General features: G+C 62.6%; 24 protein-coding genes. 16 read left to right on the forward strand and 8 right to left on the reverse strand.

Annotated features, from left to right (window positions below):
• The first annotated feature begins 1 nt into the window (after position 1).
• From HBH25_RS08920 to HBH25_RS08935, 4 genes are all read left to right on the forward strand, one after another.
• On the forward strand, positions 2–1,000 hold the full coding sequence (locus HBH25_RS08920; RefSeq protein WP_168083565.1) for a CheW domain-containing protein: 999 nt from the start codon (positions 2–4) through the stop codon (positions 998–1,000).
• A 66-nt stretch (positions 1,001–1,066) separates the two neighbouring features.
• Positions 1,067–1,546: a chemotaxis protein CheW gene (locus HBH25_RS08925; RefSeq protein ID WP_168083566.1), complete on the forward strand. Its 480-nt coding sequence runs from the start codon at positions 1,067–1,069 to the stop codon at positions 1,544–1,546.
• A gap of 1 nt (position 1,547) precedes the next feature.
• A complete protein-coding gene (locus tag HBH25_RS08930) occupies positions 1,548–1,946 on the forward strand; it encodes a DUF2802 domain-containing protein (protein WP_168083567.1) in 399 nt (132 codons plus the stop codon).
• A gap of 155 nt (positions 1,947–2,101) precedes the next feature.
• On the forward strand, positions 2,102–2,341 hold the full coding sequence (locus tag HBH25_RS08935; protein ID WP_168083568.1) for a hypothetical protein: 240 nt from the start codon (positions 2,102–2,104) through the stop codon (positions 2,339–2,341).
• A gap of 80 nt (positions 2,342–2,421) precedes the next feature.
• Here HBH25_RS08935 and HBH25_RS08940 read toward each other — a convergent pair whose 3' ends face one another.
• The 3 genes from HBH25_RS08940 to fliK all read right to left on the reverse strand — a co-directional run bounded on the left by HBH25_RS08940 (position 2,422) and on the right by fliK (position 5,316).
• Positions 2,422–3,222, reverse strand: coding sequence for an RHS repeat-associated core domain-containing protein (locus HBH25_RS08940; protein ID WP_229631864.1), 801 nt, complete (start codon positions 3,220–3,222; stop codon positions 2,422–2,424).
• 169 nt (positions 3,223–3,391) lie between these two features.
• Positions 3,392–3,739, reverse strand: a complete 348-nt coding sequence (locus HBH25_RS08945) for an EscU/YscU/HrcU family type III secretion system export apparatus switch protein (RefSeq protein WP_168083570.1) — start codon at positions 3,737–3,739, stop codon at positions 3,392–3,394.
• Entirely contained in the window at positions 3,736–5,316 is a 1,581-nt protein-coding gene (gene fliK, locus HBH25_RS08950) for a flagellar hook-length control protein FliK (RefSeq protein ID WP_168083571.1), read from the reverse strand. The genes HBH25_RS08945 and fliK overlap by 4 nt, the downstream gene beginning before the upstream one ends.
• A gap of 167 nt (positions 5,317–5,483) precedes the next feature.
• On the opposite strand from fliK, the gene ccmA reads away from it, so the two are divergent.
• The 10 genes from ccmA to HBH25_RS09000 are packed head-to-tail and all read left to right on the forward strand — an operon-like array spanning position 5,484 to position 12,707.
• Positions 5,484–6,113, forward strand: coding sequence for a cytochrome c biogenesis heme-transporting ATPase CcmA (ccmA, locus tag HBH25_RS08955; protein ID WP_168083851.1), 630 nt, complete (start codon positions 5,484–5,486; stop codon positions 6,111–6,113).
• Positions 6,110–6,775 (forward strand): heme exporter protein CcmB, encoded by a 666-nt coding sequence (gene ccmB, locus HBH25_RS08960; protein WP_168083572.1) that lies wholly within the window; start codon positions 6,110–6,112, stop codon positions 6,773–6,775. Before ccmA ends, ccmB begins: the two co-directional genes overlap by 4 nt.
• Positions 6,776–6,799: 24 nt before the next feature.
• Complete coding sequence (locus HBH25_RS08965) at positions 6,800–7,561, forward strand: heme ABC transporter permease (RefSeq protein ID WP_168083573.1); 762 nt, start codon at positions 6,800–6,802, stop codon at positions 7,559–7,561.
• Positions 7,558–7,734, forward strand: coding sequence for a heme exporter protein CcmD (gene ccmD, locus HBH25_RS08970; RefSeq protein WP_168083574.1), 177 nt, complete (start codon positions 7,558–7,560; stop codon positions 7,732–7,734). Before HBH25_RS08965 ends, ccmD begins: the two co-directional genes overlap by 4 nt.
• Entirely contained in the window at positions 7,731–8,174 is a 444-nt protein-coding gene (gene ccmE, locus HBH25_RS08975) for a cytochrome c maturation protein CcmE (protein WP_168083575.1), read from the forward strand. The genes ccmD and ccmE overlap by 4 nt, the downstream gene beginning before the upstream one ends.
• Positions 8,171–10,138 carry a heme lyase CcmF/NrfE family subunit gene (locus HBH25_RS08980; RefSeq protein ID WP_168083576.1) on the forward strand — a complete coding sequence of 656 codons (1,968 nt, stop codon included), beginning with the start codon at positions 8,171–8,173 and terminating at the stop codon, positions 10,136–10,138. Before ccmE ends, HBH25_RS08980 begins: the two co-directional genes overlap by 4 nt.
• Positions 10,135–10,668 (forward strand): DsbE family thiol:disulfide interchange protein, encoded by a 534-nt coding sequence (locus tag HBH25_RS08985; protein WP_168083577.1) that lies wholly within the window; start codon positions 10,135–10,137, stop codon positions 10,666–10,668. Before HBH25_RS08980 ends, HBH25_RS08985 begins: the two co-directional genes overlap by 4 nt.
• On the forward strand, positions 10,665–11,120 hold the full coding sequence (locus HBH25_RS08990; protein WP_168083578.1) for a cytochrome c-type biogenesis protein: 456 nt from the start codon (positions 10,665–10,667) through the stop codon (positions 11,118–11,120). Before HBH25_RS08985 ends, HBH25_RS08990 begins: the two co-directional genes overlap by 4 nt.
• Positions 11,113–12,291 carry a c-type cytochrome biogenesis protein CcmI gene (gene ccmI, locus HBH25_RS08995; protein WP_168083579.1) on the forward strand — a complete coding sequence of 393 codons (1,179 nt, stop codon included), beginning with the start codon at positions 11,113–11,115 and terminating at the stop codon, positions 12,289–12,291. The genes HBH25_RS08990 and ccmI overlap by 8 nt, the downstream gene beginning before the upstream one ends.
• Positions 12,288–12,707 carry a hypothetical protein gene (locus HBH25_RS09000; protein ID WP_229631866.1) on the forward strand — a complete coding sequence of 140 codons (420 nt, stop codon included), beginning with the start codon at positions 12,288–12,290 and terminating at the stop codon, positions 12,705–12,707. Before ccmI ends, HBH25_RS09000 begins: the two co-directional genes overlap by 4 nt.
• Here the strand turns inward: HBH25_RS09000 and HBH25_RS09005 are convergent, their stop codons facing one another.
• The 4 genes from HBH25_RS09005 to HBH25_RS09020 form a co-directional block, all read right to left on the reverse strand.
• Positions 12,708–14,753 carry an acyltransferase family protein gene (locus tag HBH25_RS09005; RefSeq protein WP_168083580.1) on the reverse strand — a complete coding sequence of 682 codons (2,046 nt, stop codon included), beginning with the start codon at positions 14,751–14,753 and terminating at the stop codon, positions 12,708–12,710.
• A 210-nt stretch (positions 14,754–14,963) separates the two neighbouring features.
• Positions 14,964–15,959, reverse strand: coding sequence for a sulfate ABC transporter substrate-binding protein (locus tag HBH25_RS09010; RefSeq protein WP_168083581.1), 996 nt, complete (start codon positions 15,957–15,959; stop codon positions 14,964–14,966).
• Between the two features lie 108 nt (positions 15,960–16,067).
• Positions 16,068–17,081: a zinc-dependent alcohol dehydrogenase family protein gene (locus HBH25_RS09015; protein WP_168083582.1), complete on the reverse strand. Its 1,014-nt coding sequence runs from the start codon at positions 17,079–17,081 to the stop codon at positions 16,068–16,070.
• 19 nt (positions 17,082–17,100) lie between these two features.
• The gene (locus HBH25_RS09020) at positions 17,101–17,631 is read right to left on the reverse strand and encodes a hypothetical protein (protein WP_168083583.1); all 531 of its coding nucleotides are present in this window, start codon (positions 17,629–17,631) and stop codon (positions 17,101–17,103) included.
• Positions 17,632–17,808: 177 nt separating this feature from the next.
• Here HBH25_RS09020 and HBH25_RS09025 point away from each other — a divergent pair, with 177 nt between their 5' ends.
• Together HBH25_RS09025 and HBH25_RS09030 are read left to right on the forward strand one after the other, a co-directional pair.
• A complete protein-coding gene (locus HBH25_RS09025) occupies positions 17,809–18,621 on the forward strand; it encodes an SRPBCC family protein (protein WP_168083584.1) in 813 nt (270 codons plus the stop codon).
• Positions 18,621–19,790 (forward strand): zinc-dependent alcohol dehydrogenase, encoded by a 1,170-nt coding sequence (locus HBH25_RS09030; RefSeq protein WP_168083585.1) that lies wholly within the window; start codon positions 18,621–18,623, stop codon positions 19,788–19,790. Before HBH25_RS09025 ends, HBH25_RS09030 begins: the two co-directional genes overlap by 1 nt.
• Before the next feature lie 46 nt (positions 19,791–19,836).
• On the opposite strand, the gene HBH25_RS09035 is transcribed toward HBH25_RS09030, so the two are convergent.
• The gene (locus HBH25_RS09035) at positions 19,837–20,661 is read right to left on the reverse strand and encodes an NAD-dependent epimerase/dehydratase family protein (RefSeq protein WP_168083586.1); all 825 of its coding nucleotides are present in this window, start codon (positions 20,659–20,661) and stop codon (positions 19,837–19,839) included.
• Positions 20,662–20,683: the final 22 nt, after the last annotated feature.

Here is a 20,683-nt window from a genome sequence, read left to right on the forward strand (position 1 = left end):
CATGATCCGCCCCATCGACCTTGACGTTGCTCGTCGTCCCCGCCAGGCCTTGCAGGCCTACCTGGACGGCTTATTACAGGAAGCCACGGAAGACGAAGACGCTGCCCCAGCGCCTGCGCCCGTTGCAAGGCTGGTACAGCCCGAGCCGGCTGCATTGGACGAATTCCAGGCCACGGTGCTGGAAGAGCAGCAACGGGATGCCCGTACCGGTCGGCCCGCGCCTGCACCGCAGCAAGCCCCTGTACGCTCGGCAGCCGAAGGTGTGACCCTTGCCAGGTTCGAGGAGCCCGCCGCGTGGCGAGGGCCGTTGTTAGTACCTCAAGTGGCCCCTCAGGTGCTGAAGGAAGCACTGGCGCCTGTGGTCGAGCCGGAGTCGCCTACAGCGCCTGCGCCAGCGACGCCTACCGTTGAACCAGTGACTGAGCAGCCACCGGCAACCGGTGGCCCGGTCACCCCTGTAGACGAGGGCCTGCCTGCCTGGGCGGGTGAATCGTTCGAGTGCCTGTTATTTGACGTGGCCGGCCTTACCCTGGCCGTGCCCCTGGTATGCCTGGGTTCTATCTACAACCTGGCAGGGCAGGAGCTGACACCGTTGTTCGGCCAGCCCGAATGGTTCCTGGGCCTGCTGCCAGTGCCCGGCGGTAACCTGAAGGTACTGGACACGGCCCGTTGGGTGATGCCGGACCGCTACCGGGATGATTTCCAGCAAGGCCTGCAGTACGTGATCTCGGTCCAAGGCTATGAATGGGGCTTGGCAGTGCACTCGGTGAGCCGTTCGCTGCGTATGGACCCGTCTCAGATCAAGTGGCGCGCCCAGCGCGGGCAGCGCCCCTGGCTGGCGGGCACCGTGATTGAACACATGTGCGCCTTGGTAGACGTTGCCCAACTGGCGGAGATGATTGCCAGCGGTGCGGTGCAACGGCAAGACGCCGAAGCCCGGGCCAAAGCCGCAGCGGATGCAAAAGCCCGGGCGCAAGCCGCCCGTGGTGGTAAACGATAAATCCCAAGGCCCCGATGGCCTTGGCAGTGAACACTAGACCGCAATGGCGGGAGCGAGGGGTAGGGTATGAGTAAAGCGTCTGGCAAGGGTTCCGAAGATCCGATCCTGCAATGGGTCACCTTCCGCCTGGATAACGAAACCTATGGCATCAATGTGATGCAGGTGCAGGAAGTGCTGCGTTATACGGAAATCGCGCCGGTGCCGGGTGCCCCCGCGTATGTGCTGGGCATCATTAACCTGCGCGGCAACGTGGTTACGGTCATCGACACCCGTCAACGGTTCGGCCTGGCTTCCAGCGACGTCAGCGATAACACGCGCATCGTGATCATCGAAGCTGACAAGCAGGTAGTGGGTATTCTGGTGGACAGCGTGGCCGAAGTGGTCTATCTGCGCCAGTCCGAGGTGGAAACAGCGCCGAACGTGGGGAATGAAGAGTCTGCCAAGTTCATTCAGGGCGTGTGCAACAAGAACGGCGAGTTGCTCATTCTGGTTGAACTGGACAAGATGATGTCCGAAGAAGAATGGTCGGACCTGGAGAACCTCTGAGTTGATACTCGAAGCCGCCGTTATCGTGCTGGCCATCCTCTGGGTTGGCGCGGTAGCGATGTTCCTCTCGTACAGCCGCAACCAGCAACGCATTGCGGCCGAACAGGCCGCCGGCGACGCCCTGCGCGACCAGCGCATCCGCGAACTCGCCAAGCGCCTGGAGGACTACCAGAATGGCACGGTGCGCATGGGCGAGGCGCTGCACGAACTGCGCGCCGTGGTCGCGCCGCTGCCAGACAAAATGCTGCAACTGGAACAGCGGGACCCGGACAACCTGTCCTTTGAACAGGCCGCGAAATTGGTGCACATGGGGGCTACCATTGATGAACTTACCCAGGCTTGTGGTTTGACACAGGCCGAGGCGGAGTTGATGAGTAAGTTGCATGGGCAGCAGGCTTGAAACTTAGGTGGAAAGGTGTAGGTGGTATTAAAGTAGTTGTTAACGGTGTGCGCTCAATTACGCCCAGCGCGTGCATCAATTCGCATGTGCTGCCGCCTTCTTAAAATCGGAATAACAGTTCACGTGCGTATATTCGAATACTAGGTTTTAAGGCTATGCTCGGATCCTTTAGTCATGAGTGGTCTGACGATGGCTGTATTCTCGGTGATGTTACGTTAGGTGAAGGCGGCGCGCGGAACCAGGGCAGTTCGCGCTGCACCATGGCCACCGCAGCAGGCGTTTCGACCCACACCTGGCTGGACAAGTTGGCATTGAACAGCAGGGCCTTCGACCTGCAGCAGCCCTTGGCTGGGCAGATCGAAGGCCAGTACAGCTGCTGGCGGCAAATCAGCTGAGCACGATTAACTGACTGCTGCACTTGGAGCCTAGGCCACCAAGCCTTGTCCACTAATATTGGGCCAAATCAGGCCTCCTGTTATATGGGCGGAAGGCCGTAAGCTGCGCGCCTAAAGTTGGGCAATGTTTTTAGATCTACTTCCCTACCATAATCAGCATTCACTTTACTCTGTATTGATCTATGCTCTTCCCTGGAAAGGGGTGTATAAACGGGAGAGTTATTTTGGCTTGTGGTTTTTTGCATGGTATTTGGTCTTTGAAGGGGGTTCCGTGCATTGAGTATGTGTTGATTGGTTTTTTTTGGGGCATTACTTGCCGGTGTGCTAGCGAGGGGAGGCGTGCTAGCTTGGCTCCTAGGAACTTTTTTATTCCTAGGAGGTACAAAATGGCTACTTAACGCTTCTCGGGTTTCCTTCCTGTTCGCGCTAAAAAGTCTACTGAAAAAACTTTCCTCCTGAGGACGTGGGGACAGGCCTTTTAGCGCTCTTAGGCTTTCCTCCCCATTTCCTCCAAAAATTTTTTTAAATGCGGAAAGAACGCCATGCCCGTCTGGGTCAATATAGTTGACTGGATCACCTGTGCAATAAGCGTACGCATTTATTCCTCCTATACCAAAGGGGCTAAGGCTGTCACTGGCGACGAAACGGTACAATGTAGGTGAGTAGGCTCGGTAGCCATTCCCTAAGAGATAGCACCCCATCGCTAATTCTTTAAAACCACCCACAAAGCCTGTGGTGCCGAGGCTGTGTTCACGCGTGTAACCAAATGGGGTGTAAGTGATGAGTGCTTTGGCTAAGCTTGCTGAGCCTTTTACAACCGAGCCTTGTTGGTCTGTGCCCTTAAGCGTAGAAGGCGCACCGATATTCATGGAGGTGGGCATAATGGTATCCTCGTGGAGATGCCCCATTATTAAATTCCGAAAGCCATTTTGGTGTAACCTGGCAAAGTGTTAGGTAGCCGTGCCCTAGGGGCTGTCAGAAAAGTCAGCCAGCAAGCATTTTTTATTGTCGGTGCTGATTCTTGTCAGGTTATGCGCTTACGTAACGAAGCTACCCACCTTGTTCAAGCTTAGGCAACAACCCAACCGGCGTAACATCCCGCTCCCCCCGATCCACCGGCCGTATATCCACCCCCACCGGCACCTTCCCCTGCAAATACCACGCAAACGAAATAATCTCGGCAATGGTCAGGTACAGCTCCCTCGGAATACTGTCGCCCAGTTCCAGCTGCCCCAGCATTTTCACCAGCTCGGCGTTCTCGTAGATGGGCACCTCGTGGGCCTTGGCGATGGCGATGATGGCGTCGGCCACATCGTCGTCGCCTTTGCCGGACAGGGTAGGGGCCTGGGTGCCGTCGTAGCTCAGGGCGATGGCCTGGCGGGGGTAGCGGTTGTTCATGCGTTTTCATCCACCCAGCGTTGCTCGAGGTGTGTGCGGTGGCCTTGAGGGGGGCGGCCGCTGTGGCAGTTGAGTTCGCCCACTTCCAGGCCGGCAGCGGTGAGGCGTTCGCGGAACCAGGGCAGTTCGCGCTGTACCATGGCTACCGTGGCGGGCGTTTCGGCCCACACCTGGCTGGATAAGTTGGCATTGAACAGCTGGGCCTGCACCTGTAGCGGCCCCAGGCCGGGCAGGTCGAAGGCCAGGTCCACGCGCCATAGTTTGCGCAGGGGCAAAGGGTTGCCTTCGGCGTCGCGCTCGCGCTCCTGCGCTTGATCGTTGGGCTCATCCTGAGCATTCACCCGTACCTGCAACGGCACGATGTCGTTGAGCACACGCAGGGGAATTTCCAGCTGCCAGCTGTGCTGCTGCGGCCCATGGGGCGAGGCCGCGCCTTGTTCCAGGCTGGCCAGCTGATGGCTTTGGATACGGGACAGGGCTGCAGACGCCAGCCTTAACAAGGCATGGAGGTCGTCCTCACCTTCGCTTTTTTGCAGGGCACGGCTGGCCAAGGGGAAGCCAGAGCCTTGCTGGGCGCGAGGGCCTACCTGGCCCAGAATGCCTAAGGCATTGCGCAAAAAGCCGGGCGCTGCCTGAACGATGGTGGCCAGGGTCGCGGGGTTGAGGGGTGCCGCACCGGGTGCGGAGGGCACATGGGGCAGCACTTGGGCTACCAGCCGTAACAGGGCGCCTTTGAGGTCTGTCTCAGGCGCTTCAAGGGTGCCGCTTAGCAGGCCGGATTCCAGGAACAGCCCGCTGCTGCTGAACGCTTTGGCGACCTGGTCAGGGTCTTGCAGGTCCATGATACTGGGCAGCGCGTTGAGCAGGGCAGCAGCGCTGGCGCTCACGGCCGGCGGTAGCGAACCTTGCCCTTGGGCGGACTGAATCATAGACAGCAGGCTTTGCAAGGACGCCTGGCGCGTGTTCTGGCTGGTCACTTGCTGGGCCAGGGCCAGCGCGTCCAGCTGGCCACCCACCTGCACCAGGCTCAAGGCCTGGCTGCCTTGCACCTGCGCGCTCAACAAACTGCCCAGCCGCAGTGGTTGCGGGCTGTCGATGGTCAGCGTCTGCCCCGCCAAGGCGCTGTTGAGCAACGTGACCATGGCGCGGAAGGTGGGCGGGCCGTCCCCTGTGGCCACGGGCAACGAGGTAACCACCTTGCCTTGCAGCAAGGTGCCCACGGGCAGCGCACGGGTGTCCAGCTCGGTCAGGCCGGTCCGCGGCGCACCGGCCAGGCTGACGGACAACTGCTCAGACAGCATGCGCGTGACCATCAGCGGCGTACCAATGGCCAGGGGTTGCAGCGCCCCCACCTGCACCGTGGTCTGGCGGCCGTTTTCCAGAGTGAGCTTGAGCAGCAGCTGAAAATCAGCCGGCAACTGCTTGATGGACAGCACCTCGGCCTTGGCGGTCTGCCCTGGCTCCAGCACGCCTTCCGTGGATTGCAGCAGGGTGACCAGTTCACCGGCACCTGTGGCAGGGCGGGTGGCCCCGGCCAGGCTGGCGGCAGCGGCAACGGCGCTGATTTCATTTGTCATCGTGTGGCAAACCTTTGAAAGTGCTGCGCCTTCAATGCCCAGCGGTACGCCTGCGTGTATACTCGCGCGCTGCTTTAACCACGACCGCAGGGTCTTCGTTGCTTATTTCTATCGGCCCCCCCGGTGAGGACTTGAACCCGCCGTGGTGGCCGCCTACAGGGTTTGATGTGACGGTTCATCTGGAAGGGCTGGCGCTGGCTTGCGAACGTGACGGGCGACTGCTGTTCGAAGGGCTGGACGTGAGCCTGCGCGCTGGCGACCTGGTGAAGATCACCGGCCCCAACGGGGCAGGCAAAACCTCGCTGCTGCGGCTGCTCAGTGGCCTGGCGGTCCCTTCTGCTGGCCAGGTACGGTTCAATGGCCAGCCGCTGCCCACGGCCTTGCGGGCCCTGGCTGCCCAGCTGGTGTGGCTAGGGCATGCCCCGGCTATCAAACTCAGCCTTACCGCCCACGAGAACCTGGCAGGGTGGGGTGCCTTGGGCAGGCCCTCGAACCCAGCGGCCATTGACCAGGCGCTGCATGTTATGGGCCTGGGAGGCTATGAAGACCAGCCCTGCCAGCACCTGTCCGCCGGGCAACAGCGGCGGGTAGCGTTGGCTCGGCTGTACCTGGACGCACCGCCGGTCTGGTTGCTGGACGAGCCTTTTACGTCGCTGGATGGGGCAGCGGTGAGCCAATTGGAGCGGCGCCTTGCCGAGCATTGTGAGGCAGGGGGGCTGGTGGCGTTCACGTCTCACCACGAACTGGCGATTCGGCCATCGAGCTATCGAGCCGTCGCGCTGGGAGGCGTTGCATGAGCTTCGTGCAGTTGTTGCACCGGGAAGGCAGGTTGCTGGCACGTCGCCCGGCCGCCCTGGCCAACCCGCTGGTGTTCTTTGCGGTGGTGGCCACGCTGTTTCCTTTGGCCATTGGGGCAGACCCAGCGCTGTTGCGCAAAATGGCCCCCGGGCTGGTATGGGTAGCGGCGGTGCTGGCGGTGCTGCTGTCGTTGGACAGCCTGTTCCGTGAAGACTTCGAAGACGGTTCGCTGGAGCAGTGGGCCTTGGGCCACCATGGCATGATTGTGCCGGTGCTGGCGAAAATCACGGCGTATTGGTTGCTCACGGGCCTGGCATTGTGTGTGCTGGCCCCTGTGCTGGGATTGATGCTGGGCTTGCCTGCTCGCACAGTGCCCACTCTGATGGCCACGCTGGCCCTGGGCACGCCAGTATTAACGCTGTTGGGGGCCATAGGGGCGGCCCTCACCGTGGGCGTGCGCCGTGGCGGGTTGCTGCTGGCCCTGCTGGTGCTGCCCCTTTATATTCCAGTGCTGATCCTGGGCAGCGGTGCCCTGCGGGCCGCACTCGACGGCCTGCCGGTGGACGGCTTTTTATTATGGCTGGCCAGCCTGGCAGTACTGGCGCTCACGCTTGGCCCATGGGCCGTGGTGGCTGGCCTGCGGATCAGCCTCAATGAATGAACACCTAGGGGAAATGATCAGCGTATGAGCTGGGCATGGTTACACCGGCTGGCCTCACCGCCGCGCTTCTACACGCTTGCCGGGCGCCTGTTGCCATGGCTGGGTAGCCTGTCGGCGCTACTGCTGGCCGTAGGCGTTACGTGGGGCCTGGCCTTTGCGCCACCGGACTACCAGCAGGGCGATAGCGTGCGCATTCTGTACATTCATGTGCCAGCGGCCCTGTTGGCGCAAACCTGTTACGTGATGCTGGCGGTGGCCGGGGTGGTGTCGCTGGTGTGGAAGATCAAGCTGGCAGACATCGCCTTGAAATGCGCAGCGCCCGTGGGCGCCTCCATGACGGCGTTGGCATTGGCCACCGGGTCGATCTGGGGCAAGCCCACCTGGGGCGCCTGGTGGGTATGGGATGCACGGCTCACTTCCATGCTCATCCTGTTGTTCCTGTATGCGGGCCTGATTGCCCTTGGCCAGGCCATCGGCAATCGCGACAGTGCCGCCAAAGCCTGTGCAGTGCTGGCCATCGTGGGCGTGATCAATGTGCCCATCATCAAATACTCCGTGGTGTGGTGGAGTACGCTGCACCAGGGCGCCACCTTTACATTGACGGCCAAGCCGGCCATGCCTGCACAAATGTGGCTCCCCCTGGCGTTCACCGTGCCGGGGTTCTACTTATTCTTTGCGTGTGTGGTGTTGCTGCGCATGCGTACCGAGCTGCTCCGCCGGGAAGGGCGAAGCCAGTGGGCTCAGGCGGTAATGGCCACGGCGACACCTGTGAGGAGGGCACCATGAGTTTTTCCACGTGGGGGGATTTCCTCGCCATGGGCCACCATGGGCTTTATGTCTGGTCGGCCTACGGGTGCTGCGCCCTGGTCCTGCTGTGGAACCTGATGGTGCCCCTGCGGGCACGTCGTCGCCTGCTTGATGAAGAGGCGCGCCGGGTGCGACGGAGCAAGGCCCGATGAACGTGGTTCGGAAAAAACGCCTGATGATCGTGCTGGGGCTATTGCTTGGGGTCGGCCTGGCGGCTGGCTTGGCGCTGAGCGCGTTGCAGCAAAATATCAACCTGTTCTACACGCCTACACAGATCGCCCGTGGTGAAGCGCCCCCAGGCCAGCGCATTCGCGCAGGCGGCATGGTGGAAAAGGGCTCGCTGGTGCGCAGTGCCGACAGCCTGGACGTACGCTTTGTGGTCACGGACTTCACCCGCTCGGTCACTATCCATTACCAGGGCATCCTGCCAGACCTGTTTCGTGAAGGGCAGGGCATTGTGGCCATGGGCGTGATCGATGCCAGTGGTGTCGTGCAGGCAGACGAAGTGCTGGCCAAGCACGATGAGAAGTATATGCCCCCGGAAGTCACCAAGGCCCTCAAGGACAGCGGCCGCCTAGGAGCCACCCCATGATTCCTGAATTTGGGCAGTTGGCCCTGGCCCTGGCGCTGTGCCTGGCGTTTGCACAAACAGTAGTGCCCCTGTTGGGTGCGTGGCGCGGGGTGCCGCTGTGGATGGCGGTGGCCAGGCCTGCGGCCTGGGGGCAATGCGCCTGCCTGGTGCTCGCCTTTGGCTGCCTGGCCCACGGGTTTTTGCATGATGACTTTTCCGTGGCCTACGTGGCGGAGAACTCCAATACGGCACTGCCTTGGTACTACAAATTCAGCGCGGTCTGGGGTGCCCATGAGGGGTCGTTACTGCTATGGGCGTTGATATTGAGCGGCTGGACCCTAGCCGTGTCCCTGTTTTCCCGGCAGTTACCGGCTGCCATGCTGGCGCGGGTGCTGGGGGTGATGGGGGTGATCAGCACGGGCTTTCTACTGTTCCTGCTGGCCACGTCCAATCCGTTCGCACGCATTCTGCCGCAAGTGCCACTGCAAGGGCGGGACCTGAATCCTCTTTTGCAGGACATCGGCCTGATCGTTCATCCGCCCATGCTGTACATGGGCTATGTGGGCTTTTCAGTGGCGTTTGCCTTTGCAATCGCCGCGCTCCTGGGCGGCCAACTGGACGCGGCCTGGGCGCGCTGGTCACGGCCTTGGACGCTGGTGGCCTGGAGCTTTCTGGGTATTGGCATCAGCCTGGGGTCCTGGTGGGCCTACTATGAGCTGGGCTGGGGGGGCTGGTGGTTCTGGGACCCGGTCGAAAACGCCTCCTTCATGCCCTGGCTGGTGGGCACGGCATTGATTCACTCCCTGGCGGCCACCGAGCAACGTGGCGTGTTCAAAAGCTGGACGGTGCTCCTGGCCATCGCGGCGTTTTCGCTGAGCCTGCTGGGCACCTTCCTGGTCCGTTCCGGGGTGCTGACGTCGGTCCATGCGTTTGCCTCGGACCCTACCCGTGGTGTGTTTATCCTGGCCTTCCTGCTGGTAGTCACGGGGGGCGCCCTGGTGCTGTTTGCATTGCGCGCCCCGGTGGTCCGCAGCCACGTGCGGTTCGGTTGGGCGTCCCGGGAAACCCTGTTGCTGGTGAACAACGTGCTGCTGGTGGTCGCGGCTGCGACCATTTTGCTAGGCACCCTGTACCCCTTGTTGCTGGACGCCCTCGCCGGCGACCGGTTGTCCGTGGGGCCGCCGTACTTCAATAGCCTGTTCGTGCCCTTGATGGGCCTGTTACTGGCCACCCTGGGCGTGGGTGTACTGATGCGCTGGAAAACCACCCCCAGTGCGTGGTTGCGGCGTATGCTGATGCCGGTGCTGGCAGCGGCCGTGCTCTGCGCTGTATTGGGTGGGCTGGTGGGCGGCTACCGGCACTGGCCTTTGCTGGCTGTGCTTGCCTTGGCCACGTGGGTTGTAGGCGCCGGCCTTCGGGACCTGGCCGACAAGCTCCGTCACCAAGGCATGGCCGGGCTACGCACGCTACGCCGCAGTTACTGGGGCATGCAGGTGTCGCACCTGGGCTTGGCCATCGCCGCCATCGGTGTCGTGTTTTCTACTCAGCTGGACGCCGCCCGGGACCTGCGCATGGCACCCAATGACAGTGCCGAGGTAGGGGGCTACACGTTTATCTTTCGAGGCACGCAGAGCATGCGCGGCCCTAATTACACCGGCGACAGGGCCATTATCGAAGTGAGCCGGGAGGGCCATACCCAAAGCGTGCTTCACCCAGAGAAGCGCCTGTACGCTGCGCAGGGTTCGGTGATGACGGAGGCGGGCATCGACGCCGGCCTGTTTGCCGACCTGTATGTGGCGCTGGGCGAACCGTTACCGGAAGGGGCCTGGGCCGTGCGCTTGCAGGTTAAACCCTTTGTACGCTGGATCTGGCTCGGTGGCTTGTTGACCGCGCTAGGCGGTGTGCTGGCGGCGCTGGACCCACGCTACCGAGCGCGGTTGCGCCAGCGAGTGCGGCCTGTGGCTACCGAAGAGGTACAACCATGAACCGCCGCTGGTTGGCTGTTCCGCTCCTCTTGTTCGTAGGGATGGCCGCCATGCTATACCGAGGACTGTACCTGGACCCGGCCGAGCTACCCTCGGCGCTGATCGGCAAGCCGTTCCCGGCCTTTGCCCTCACATCGCTCAGTGGCCAGCCGCTAGGCCGTGAAGCGTTGCTGGGCAGGCCTGCGCTGGTCAACGTGTGGGGCACCTGGTGCGTGGCCTGCCGTGAGGAACACCCCACGCTGGCCCGGCTGGCCCGGCAAGGCGTGGTGATCCACGGCATCAACTACAAGGACGACACCACGGCGGCCACCCAGTGGCTGCAAACCCTGCACAACCCTTACCAGGTCAACGTGAGTGACCCCCAAGGCACCCTCGGCCTGGACCTTGGCGTCTATGGCGCGCCTGAAACCTTCCTGATCGATGCCCAAGGCGTGATCCGCTACAAACATGTGGGGATCGTGGACGACCACGTGTGGCAGCGTGAGCTGGCGCCGCGCTACCAGGCCCTGGTCAGTGAGCCGGCACCATGAGGGCGTTCTGGCTGGTACTGGCCCTGATGTGGGCGGGCATGGCCCAGGCGGCCATCGAGACCTATGGGTTTGACAACGACGCGCAACGGGCGCGCTTCGCCGCGCTCACCCGGGAGTTGCGCTGCCCCAAATGCCAGAACCAGGACCTGGCCGATTCCAACGCGCCCATCGCCGCCGACCTGCGCCGGGAAATCCACCGGTTGATGGTGGAAGGCAACAGCGATGAGCAGGTCATCACGTACCTGGTGGACCGGTATGGCGAGTTTGTGCGCTACAGGCCCGCATTCGAGGCGCGTACCTGGTTGTTGTGGCTGGGGCCAGGGGTGTTTCTGCTGGTTGGCGGCGTGATCGGCTACCGCCTGTTGCGCCGGCGCAGCCCGCTTACGGTTACCTTGACCGACGCCGAGCAGGCTCGGCTGGCCCATGTGTTGAAGGGCACTGAAGATGACTGATTTCTGGGTGGTTGCCATGGCCCTGCTGCTGGCCGTCGGTGCCCTGCTGGGTTGGCCTTTGATGGTGTCGCGCCGTCGGCCAGCGGCACCCCGCGACACGGTGAACGTGCAGGTCTACGAGGAGCGGCTGGCCGGCTTGCGCGAGGAGCACGAGGCGGGCCGGCTCGAAGATGAGGCCTGGGAAGCCGCTAAGGTGGAAGCGGCCAAGGCGCTGCTGGCCGATGTGCCTGGTCAACAGACGGTGCCGCTGGCCAGGCGAAACGGGCGTTGGCTTTTGGGCCTCGTGATGGTGCTGGTGCCTGCCGCGGCTATTGCCCTTTACCTGCACTTCGGCGCCCTGAGCCGTCTGGAACTGGCCCGTGAATTGGCCACCCCGGCCCGTTCGCCCGAGCAAGCATTGTCACGGCTGGAGCGCACGGTGCAGGCGCAGCCGGACGCGCCAGACGCCGTGTTTCTACTGGCGCGCACCTACATGGCCCAGAACCGGGCTGCTGAGGCAGTGCCCCTGTTCGCACAGGCGGCCCAGTTGGCCGGTCGGCCTCCGGCCCTGCTCGGCCAGTGGGCACAGGCACTGTACTTTGCAGCCAGCCGGCAATGGTCTGCGAGCATTCAAGCGCTGGTAGACGAAGCCCTGCAGGGTGACCCGAACGAGAGCACGAGCCTGGGGTTGTTGGGCATCGCTGCGTTCGAAGGCAAGCACTGGGCCGCCGCAGCGGCCTACTGGGCCCGGCTACAGGCAGGGTTGGCGCCCAATGACCCTACGCGGGATACCTTGCAGGCCGGCATCGACCGCGCCCGCCATGCGTTGGAGGAGGAGGGCGGCGCTCAGGTTCAAGGCCGCCGGCTGAACGTGACCGTGAAGTTGGCGCCCTCTGTAGCCACCCACGTCAGCCCGCAGGACACGGTGTTCGTGTTCGCGCGTGCGGCAGATGGCCCGCCCGTTCCGTTGGCCGTCAAGCGCCTGCGCGTAGCAGACCTGCCCACCACGCTGGTATTGAGCGATGCCGATGCCATGCAGCCCGCCCTGAAACTCTCGGGGTTCGGGGAAGTCCATGTGATGGCACGCGTCAGCCGCGCGGGCCAGCCGCTGCACGGTGAATGGGTAGGGGCGGCCACGCACAGCGGCGACACGTATACGCTCACCATCGATAGCCCGGAAACCAGACCATGATGCCTTTGAAGCCCCTTGCCTCTCGCCTGATGTTGTTGACCCTGGTGCTGGGGCTGGGTGCCTGTTCCGCGCAGCGCCCGGCCAGCGAGTCGGCGCCACGGCCACTGCCGCCTGTGCCTGCAGGGCCGGCTGCCCAGCCGCCGGTTACGCCGCCTGCGCCACCTGCACCGCCTACCCAGGCGCCTCGCCCAGCGCCGAGTACTTCGGCCAGCTTCGCACCGCCGCCGGGTGGCCCCAGCCATTGGGACCAGGGGCTTGGGGTGTACGTGCTGGATAACCAGCCGGGCACCTACTACCGCCAGCGCACCTACTACCGCTGGAACAACGGCTGGGGGTGGGCAACCAGCCCCAACGGCCCGTGGGAAGCTACCGACAGCAGCGGTGTGCCGCCGGGGCTAGGGCGTCAGCATCCGTAATCACCGGGTGGCCATGGGTGACGGCAGGGGCGTGAGCAACTGCTGCATAGCCTCAATGAACAGGCGTGCGCCGTGTTCGTTGAGGTGGTCGCTGTCCTTGTAGAAGGACGCGGTATCGCCGATCAGGCACCGCTCGGCATCACACAGGCGGCTGTCCAGCACCACCAACCGCAGCCGGCCCTGGGCCTGGTCCGCGTCAAACACCTCACGGGTGTACTGCTGCAATTGGCGGTGCTCGGCCACTGAAATGGACAGTGCACGCACCGCCTGCTGCTGTTCAACCGGGTTGGCCGCTGCGGTGTGTGCCAAGCGGTAATACAGGTATTTGGGGTTGGCCCGCTGTTGCGGCGCCTGGGCTACCACGTCCACCTCGGCGCCGAGTGCGCGGTAGGCCTCCACCGTTTTCTCCAGCGCTGCCCTGAACACAGCCCGTGAGGTCGTCTGGTCCAGGGCCTGCTGTTGAGGCGTTACCAGGAAGTACCGCGTCAGCCGGGCCTGCCCGTAGTTGCCATCGGTGTACAGCGTCCAGCGCGCTACCAGCACCACCCGCTTGATGCCGTGCTCACGTACGTAGGCCAACTGCCGCTGCGCCAGGTCAGTACAGGCGCCTGGCCCATAGTTCCCCACCGCCACATCTACCCCCAGCAGAGGCGGGCAGCCCCCTACGCCCAGGTGGGCAATACTCAAGCCCAGGCTGCGCCCCGCAGCGTCGAAGGCTGGCAGCAGGGCTTCGGAATGGCTGTCGCCGAACACGGCGACCTCGGCCGTGCCGGCCTGCCGTGGAGCACCGAAATAGCACACGCCAATGCCCCAACCGTCGCCACGGTAGTCCCGGTCGCACCCTGCGCGAGCCGTGGGGTCTTCGAACCCTTGTGCCAGGCGCGTATCGTCATTGCCAGGCCCCTTGAAGCCTTGGGTCAGGTAGCCGCCCAAGCCAATGGCCATGAACAGGGCCGAAGCCAGCGCCCCACAGGCAAACACCTGCTGGCGGCTAAAACGCCGCCGTTGACGGAAGGGCTGTTCCACATAGCGCCAGCTCAGCCAGGCCACTACCAGCGAGGCGGCTGCCACCGCCAATAGTTCAGCCAGCGAGGGCGGGACCAGGCTGCGGTGCCTGGCAAATGCCAGCAGAGGTTGGTGCCAGAGGTAGGCGCTGTAGCTGATCAACCCCATCAACACGAGCGGCCGGGTGCCCAGTAACCGACCAACCCAGGTATTGCCGCCAGCGAACAGAATCAGTAGCGCAGCCCCTGCGGTAGGCACCAGCGCATGCAGGCCAGGGAAGGGGATGCTTCTATCAAAGCCGAAAATGGCCAGCGCCACTAGCCCGAGCCCGGTCGCCGCTAACAGTTGCTGGGGCTTGGCTGCACTCTGAGCATGATGGGGCCGATGCGTGGCATAAAGGGCCACAAACGAACCGGTCAGCAACTCCCAAGCGCGAGCAGGCAACAGAAAGAAGGCCGCTGTGCTGGCCTGCTGCGCGCCGTATTCGGCCCAAGCCAAGCTGGCGAGCGCTACCGCCACCAGGCTGGCGATGCGAAAGCGCAGGCCCAGCCGCCAGGTCAGCATCAGCCATAGCGGGATCAACACGTAGTACTGCTCTTCCACGCCCAGGGTCCAGGTATGAATCAGCGGCTTAAGGTCGGCCTCGCCATCGAAGTAGCCGCTTTCCATCCAGAACAATACGTTGGATGAAAACAACGGCACGGCCACCAGGCTTTTGGCGAAGGCTTTAAGGTCCAAAGGGTCCAGCCATAGCCATGCCATGGGCAAGCACGCCAGCATCATCACGGTCAGGGCCGGCAGAATCCGCCGCGCGCGGCGTTCGTAGAATTGCACCAGCGAAAATTGGCCACGGGCCAGTTCAGCCAGAAGGATGGAGGTGATCAGGTAGCCGGAGATCACGAAAAAGATGTCAACGCCAACGAAACCACCCGAAAACAGGGGGACGCCCGCGTGGTAGAGCACCACGGGCAGGATGGCGAGGGCGCGCAGCCCGTCGACCTCTGGCCGATAAGGCACAGCGGGAGTGTGAGTCGTGGTCATGGTGGTGTTCCCCACATGGGGCCGCAAAGTGAAGGAAAGTCAGGCAAGCAGGCGCGCTACCGCAGGGCCTTTTCGAGAAAGGGCCCTGCGGTAGGAATATGCGTATGAGAGGCGGTACAAACTACCTGTGGCGGTAGGGAAGATCAAGGGGCCAATGACAATTGGCCACTACTTATTGAGGGTGCAGCGCCGTGGTATAGCGGCGTGTACTCACTGCTGGTAGAGCTGATCGAACACGCCGCCGTCGGCAAAGTGGGTTTTCTGCACCGTGCGCCAGTCCCCGAAGGTCTTTTCTACAGACATGAAGTCCACTTGCGGGAAGCGGTCTGCGTACTTGGCCAACACGGCAGGGTCACGGGGGCGCAAGTAGTTGGCTGCTGCAATATCCTGGCCTTCTGGGGACCACAGGTACTTGAGGTAATCCTCAGCCAGGGCGCGGGTGCCTTTCTTCTCTACTACTTTTTCCACCACGGCTACGGGAGGTTCGGCCTCGGCGGACACGCTGGGGTACACCACCTCGAACTGGTCGCGGCCGAACTCCCGCGCGATCATTTCCGCTTCGTTCTCGAACGTCACCAGCACGTCGCCGATCTGGTTGGTCATGAAGGTGGTGGTGGCAGCACGGCCGCCGGTGTCCAGCACAGGGGCTTGCTTGAACAGCTGGCCTACGAAGGCCTTGGCCTTGGCCTCGTCACCGCCGTTCTTAAGCACGTAGGCCCAGGCGGACAGGTAGGTGTAACGGCCATTCCCGGACGTTTTAGGGTTGGGCACGATCACCTGTACGCCGCTTTGAAGCAGGTCGGGCCAGTCCTTGAGGTGTTTTGGGTTGCCCTTGCGCACAATAAAGACCGTGGCCGAGGTGAACGGGGCGCTGTGGTTGGGGAGTAAGGTGACCCAGTTATCCGGTACCAACTGGCCGTTGTCGGCCAGGGCATTGATGTCGGTGGCCATGTTCATGGTAATCACGTCCGCCGGCAGGCCATCGATCACCGAACGTGCCTGCTTGCTGGAACCGCCGAATGACATCTGTACCGTGACGCCCTCGGGGTGCTCGGCTTGCCAGTGCTTCTGGAAAGCGGTGTTGTAGTCCTTGTAGAAATCCCGCATCACGTCATAGGACACGTTCAGCAAGGTAGGGGCCGCGTGGGCACCGACGGCAAACAGGGTGACGGCACCCAGCACTGAGGCAGCAAGCAGTTTCTTCACAGATCGATCCTTGAAAGGCAGCGGGACAGGTGCGGGGGACTATAGCCAACCCCCACACCCGCTGAAAGCCCTGTGTGCGCCTGTCCTCTCAGGCTCAGGGAGCCCGTGTTACCACTCGACCACTACTTTGCCGAAGTGGCTGCCGCTTTCCTGGAAGCGGAAGGCCTCGGCCAGGTCTTTCAAGGCAAAGCTTCGGTCCAGCACTGGGCGCAGCCCGGTATGCTCCAGTGCCGCCACATAGTCCTGCTGCTGTTGCCGGTTGCCTACGATCAGGCCTTGCAGGCGGGCCTGCTTGGCCATCAACAGGGCGGTAGGTACATCACCCTGGCGGCCGGTAAGCACACCGATCAACGAAATATGCCCGCCTACGCGTACCGCAGCGATGGACTGGGCCAGCGTGCCAGGGCCGCCGAGCTCAACCACATGGTCTACCCCCTTGCCACCGGTAAGTTCGGTAGCGACCTTGCCCCAGTCCGCTTGCTCCCGGTAATTGATGCCCTGGTCTGCACCCAGGGCCATGGCCCGCGCCAGCTTCTCGTCCGAGGAGGACGTGACGATCACCTTGGCGCCCATGGCTTTGGCAATCTGCACGGCAGCGATGGAGACGCCCCCCGTGCCTAGGGTAAGCACGGTATCACCCGCCTTGAGCAATCCATCGCCCACTAACGCACGCCATGCCGTAAGGCCGGCCGTGGTGATGGTGGCGGCTTCGGCATGGGTCCACCCCCTGGGTGCCAGGGTAAAGGCACTGGCGGGCCGCACCACATACTCGGCCGCAAACCCATCTGCGCCATCTCCAGGCGTAGCATCAAAGTTGCCCACGCCCGAAAACGCAGGGCCTGCCGGCCAATGGGGGAAAAATGTGGATACCACCGAATCCCCCGGTGCGAATTCCGTGACGCCCGTGCCTACGGCTTCAACAACGCCAGCACCGTCCGCCATGGGGATACGTTTATCGGCTGCCGGAATGCTTCCGTTGGCCACCAGCAAATCGTGGAAATTGAGCGACGTAGCGTGTATGGCAACACGGATTTCTCCGGGCCCAGGTGCGCCGGGGTCTGGGAGGTCCACCAGCGCTAATTGATCCAGGCCGCCAGGGGCGCGAACGATCATGGCTTTCATAACAGCGTTATCCTCAAGGTCAGGTCCAGCCCAGTGTTTGCGCGAAAGCGCGCCGGTAGGGCGTGTCAATTTGGGCGGGAACGTTTTGAATATAGGTGCGGGCATGGCCTTGTGTATCCGCGGGAAGTGACGTGAGGTACCGCAGCGCTTCGCTGCACGTGGGCACCTGGCCCTCTACGTCGTGAATGCGCGGTGGCAGGTTGGTCCAGATCACCGCCTCGATCCCCCGCGCCTTGGCCCACTCACCTACGTACCCCGCGGCCTGGGCGTCTACCAGTAGGCAACCAATGCCGGCGTCCCGGGCAGCGGGTATGGCCTCACGTTCTTTGAGCGCCTGGCAGGCCTGCGCCAGGGAGGCCGTGGCTAACCTGGCCCACAGTACAGGCACCGGCTCGGCATTGATGCATAAGGCGGTCGAAAGTTCTCCACCGTCACCCACACGGGAAAACTCGATGGGCAGTGCCGGGCCGTCTTCGAACCATGGCCCGTCCACGGGCAATGCCCCGGGCTTCCAGATCAGCGAGCCCCACCCCAAGCAGACGATATTCACGTTCCGGTACTCCATCCAACTGGCTAATCGCTAGCGTGAGACCCTGCGTGCAGCACAAATGTTTAGCGGGTTTGTGTATTAGCGCCTTCAGGATTTGGTCAGGAAGCTGCCGATGGGATGGAACGCCTGGCCACTTGGCCCCTCTCCTTTGAAAGCCCCTACAAAAAGGAAGCGCTAATGAAGCCTCGCCCCTCACTTGCATCAATCAAGGCACCTGAGGGTGCCGATACCCTCAGCCCACCAGAACGGGCGCTGTGCCTGGCAGGGGGTAGCCTGCTGTTGCTCAATGGCCTGCGCACCCGTGGCGTGGCTGGCGCTGCCCAGGTACTGCTCGCCGGCTGGTCGGTTTGGCGCGGTTACCAAGGCCGCTGCGCATTGAAAGCCACCCTGGCCCATACCCCTATGGAACAAGAATGGGAAGCCGAAACGGGGTGGCCCAGCAGCAAGGTCATCAGCCGTAGTATCACCGTCAACAGGCCCGTGGATGAGGTGGTCGCGTGGTGCCGTAACCCGGCCAATATCGGCCCGCTGATTCCTTGGGTGGACGCCATTGAGCAAACCGGTGACGACCGCTATCAATGGACATTGCGCGGGCCTCGCGAGCGCAGCTACCGCTGGACGCTGGTCCAGAGCGAGCCACAACAGGGCCGCGCCTTGCGTTGGAATACGCCGGGTAACGGCGTGTGGCAGCACGAGGCAGACGCCCGCTTTACCGAGGCACCCAATGGCCGCGGCACTGAAATTCGCTTGGTGGTGGCGACCCAGCCGCCCCGTGGGCCTGCGGGTTATGCGGTCGCGTCCCTTATCAGCCGGTTTAGCCACAAAGCGTTGCTGTACCTGCTGCGCGCGCTCAAACAGCAGATCGAAACCGGTGAACTGGCGACCAACCGACCACGGCACGGTGCACGGGACTTTCTGTTCATTCATGCCGATCACAGCACCGACGCGGACCGCTCTGCAACGAACGAACCTGATGGAGACCAACGCTGATGCGCGCGCTCACATGGCAAGGCCCTAACTCACTGCAGGTGGACACCGTACCGGACCCTGTGCTCCTCAACCCACAGGACGTGATCATCAAGGTTACCCTGTCTTCAGTGTGTGGCTCGGACCTGCACCTGCTGGGCGGCTACGTTCCTACCATGCACCCCGGTGACATTCTGGGCCATGAGTTTCTAGGGGAAGTGGTGGAGGTAGGCGCTCACGTAAAAACCGTCGTGAAGGGCGATCGTGTCATCACGGTGTCTATCATTGGCTGCGGTGAGTGCGAACATTGTGTGCGTCAGGATTTTTCCTGCTGCGACAACTCCAACCCCAACCCCTGCGTGACTGAAACGGCCTATGGTCAGCCCTGCGGCGGCATCATTGGCTACAGCCATGCCTTTGGCGGGTATGCGGGCAGCCATGCAACCTACATCCGTGTGCCCTATGCGGACACCAACCTGTTCAAGGTGCCCGACGGGGTCACCGATGAACAGGCGGTGTTCGTTTCCGATGCGGCACCCACAGGTTATTTTGCGGCCGACAATGCTGGCATACAGCCCGGTGACACGGTTGCGGTATGGGGCTGCGGCGCGGTGGGGCAGATGGCGATTGCCAGCGCCTACCTGCTCGGTGCCGAGCGCGTCATTGCCATTGACCGGCTGGCCGACCGCCTAGCCCTGGCTGAAAGTAAAGGGGGTGCTATTACCCTTGATTACGAAACCACCAATATTCACCAGGCACTGCTTGAGCTTACAGGGGGCCGTGGCCCCGATCGGTGCATCGACTGCGTTGGCATGGAAGCCCATGGCACCGAAATCGACTATGCGTATGACAAGGCCAAGCAGTTGATGCGGCTGCACACCGAGCGCGGCACGGTGCTGCGCCAAGCCATACGGGCCTGTCGCAAAGGCGGTACCGTCAGCGTGGTTGGCGTGTACGGGGGGCTGATGGACAAATTCCCCATGGGGGCTGTGATGAACAAGGCCCTGACCCTGCGCTCAGGGCAGCAGCCGGGGCAGCGCTATGCGAACCAGCTGTTCACACACATTCAAGAGGGCCGGTTGGACCCGTCCTGGATGCTTACACACCCCATGGACCTGGAGGACAGCGCCCAAGGCTATGCGTTGTTCAAGGAAAAAGGCGACCAATGCTTGAGGGCTGTGTTCAGGCCTTAAAGGCTGTAGATCATGTGCAGGGTGCCCGGAGCACCCTGTCACCTAGTCAATCGGTTTCAAACGGGCCTTGGGCGGTAAACGCACCCCCGTGGTACACCGCTGCTGGGTCATCGGCCGCCACAGGCGGCTGCGCTTCCACCTTGGCCGTGAACGGCGCCGAGCTTCCCTGGGGTTCGTACCCTAAGTGAGCAGCCAACCGATTGTCCCACCACACCTGAGGGTTATCAGACATGCCGAATACAACGGTATGGCCCAGGTGCGGGGCCTCCAGGCCTTTGACGATCAACTGGGTCAGGTCTTCGTAACTCAACCAGGTGCACAGCATGCGTCGGTTTTGAGGCTCTGGGAATGAAGAACCGATACGAATGCTGAGGGTTTCGATGCCGTAGCGGTCGTAATAGAACGTTGCCAGGTCTTCTCCGTAGGACTTGGACAAACCGTAATAGCCATCAGGGCGCCGCGGGGCCAATGCATCGATGGTTTCGGTCTGCTTGTAAAAACCGATCACGTGGTTGCTGCTGGCAAAGATCACGCGTTTCACGGCGTGCCGCCGAGCGGCTTCGTAGATGTGATAGGTGCCCGCGATGTTAGGGCCGAGAATCTCTTCAAAGGGGCGCTCAACGGAGACGCCGCCAAAGTGAAGAATGGCATCCACGCCCTTGACCATCTGGTCCACTGCCGCTTTATCGGCTAGGTCGCACAGCACGACCTCTTCGTACGCCTGGGCAGCCTCGGGCGCCACGATATCGGACAGGCGCAGCAAAGAAGCGTGAGGTTTTAGCGTGTGCCGAAGCACTTTGCCCAGCCCCCCTGCGGCGCCGGTGAGCAGAAGGCGGCGGGAGTGGGTGGCGGTGTAGCTGGATGCGGTCATGATTGCCCCTGTTGTTATCGTT

The sequence above is a fragment of the Pseudomonas quercus genome (assembly GCF_012033695.1).
In the GTDB taxonomy this organism is placed as follows: domain Bacteria; phylum Pseudomonadota; class Gammaproteobacteria; order Pseudomonadales; family Pseudomonadaceae; genus Aquipseudomonas; species Aquipseudomonas quercus.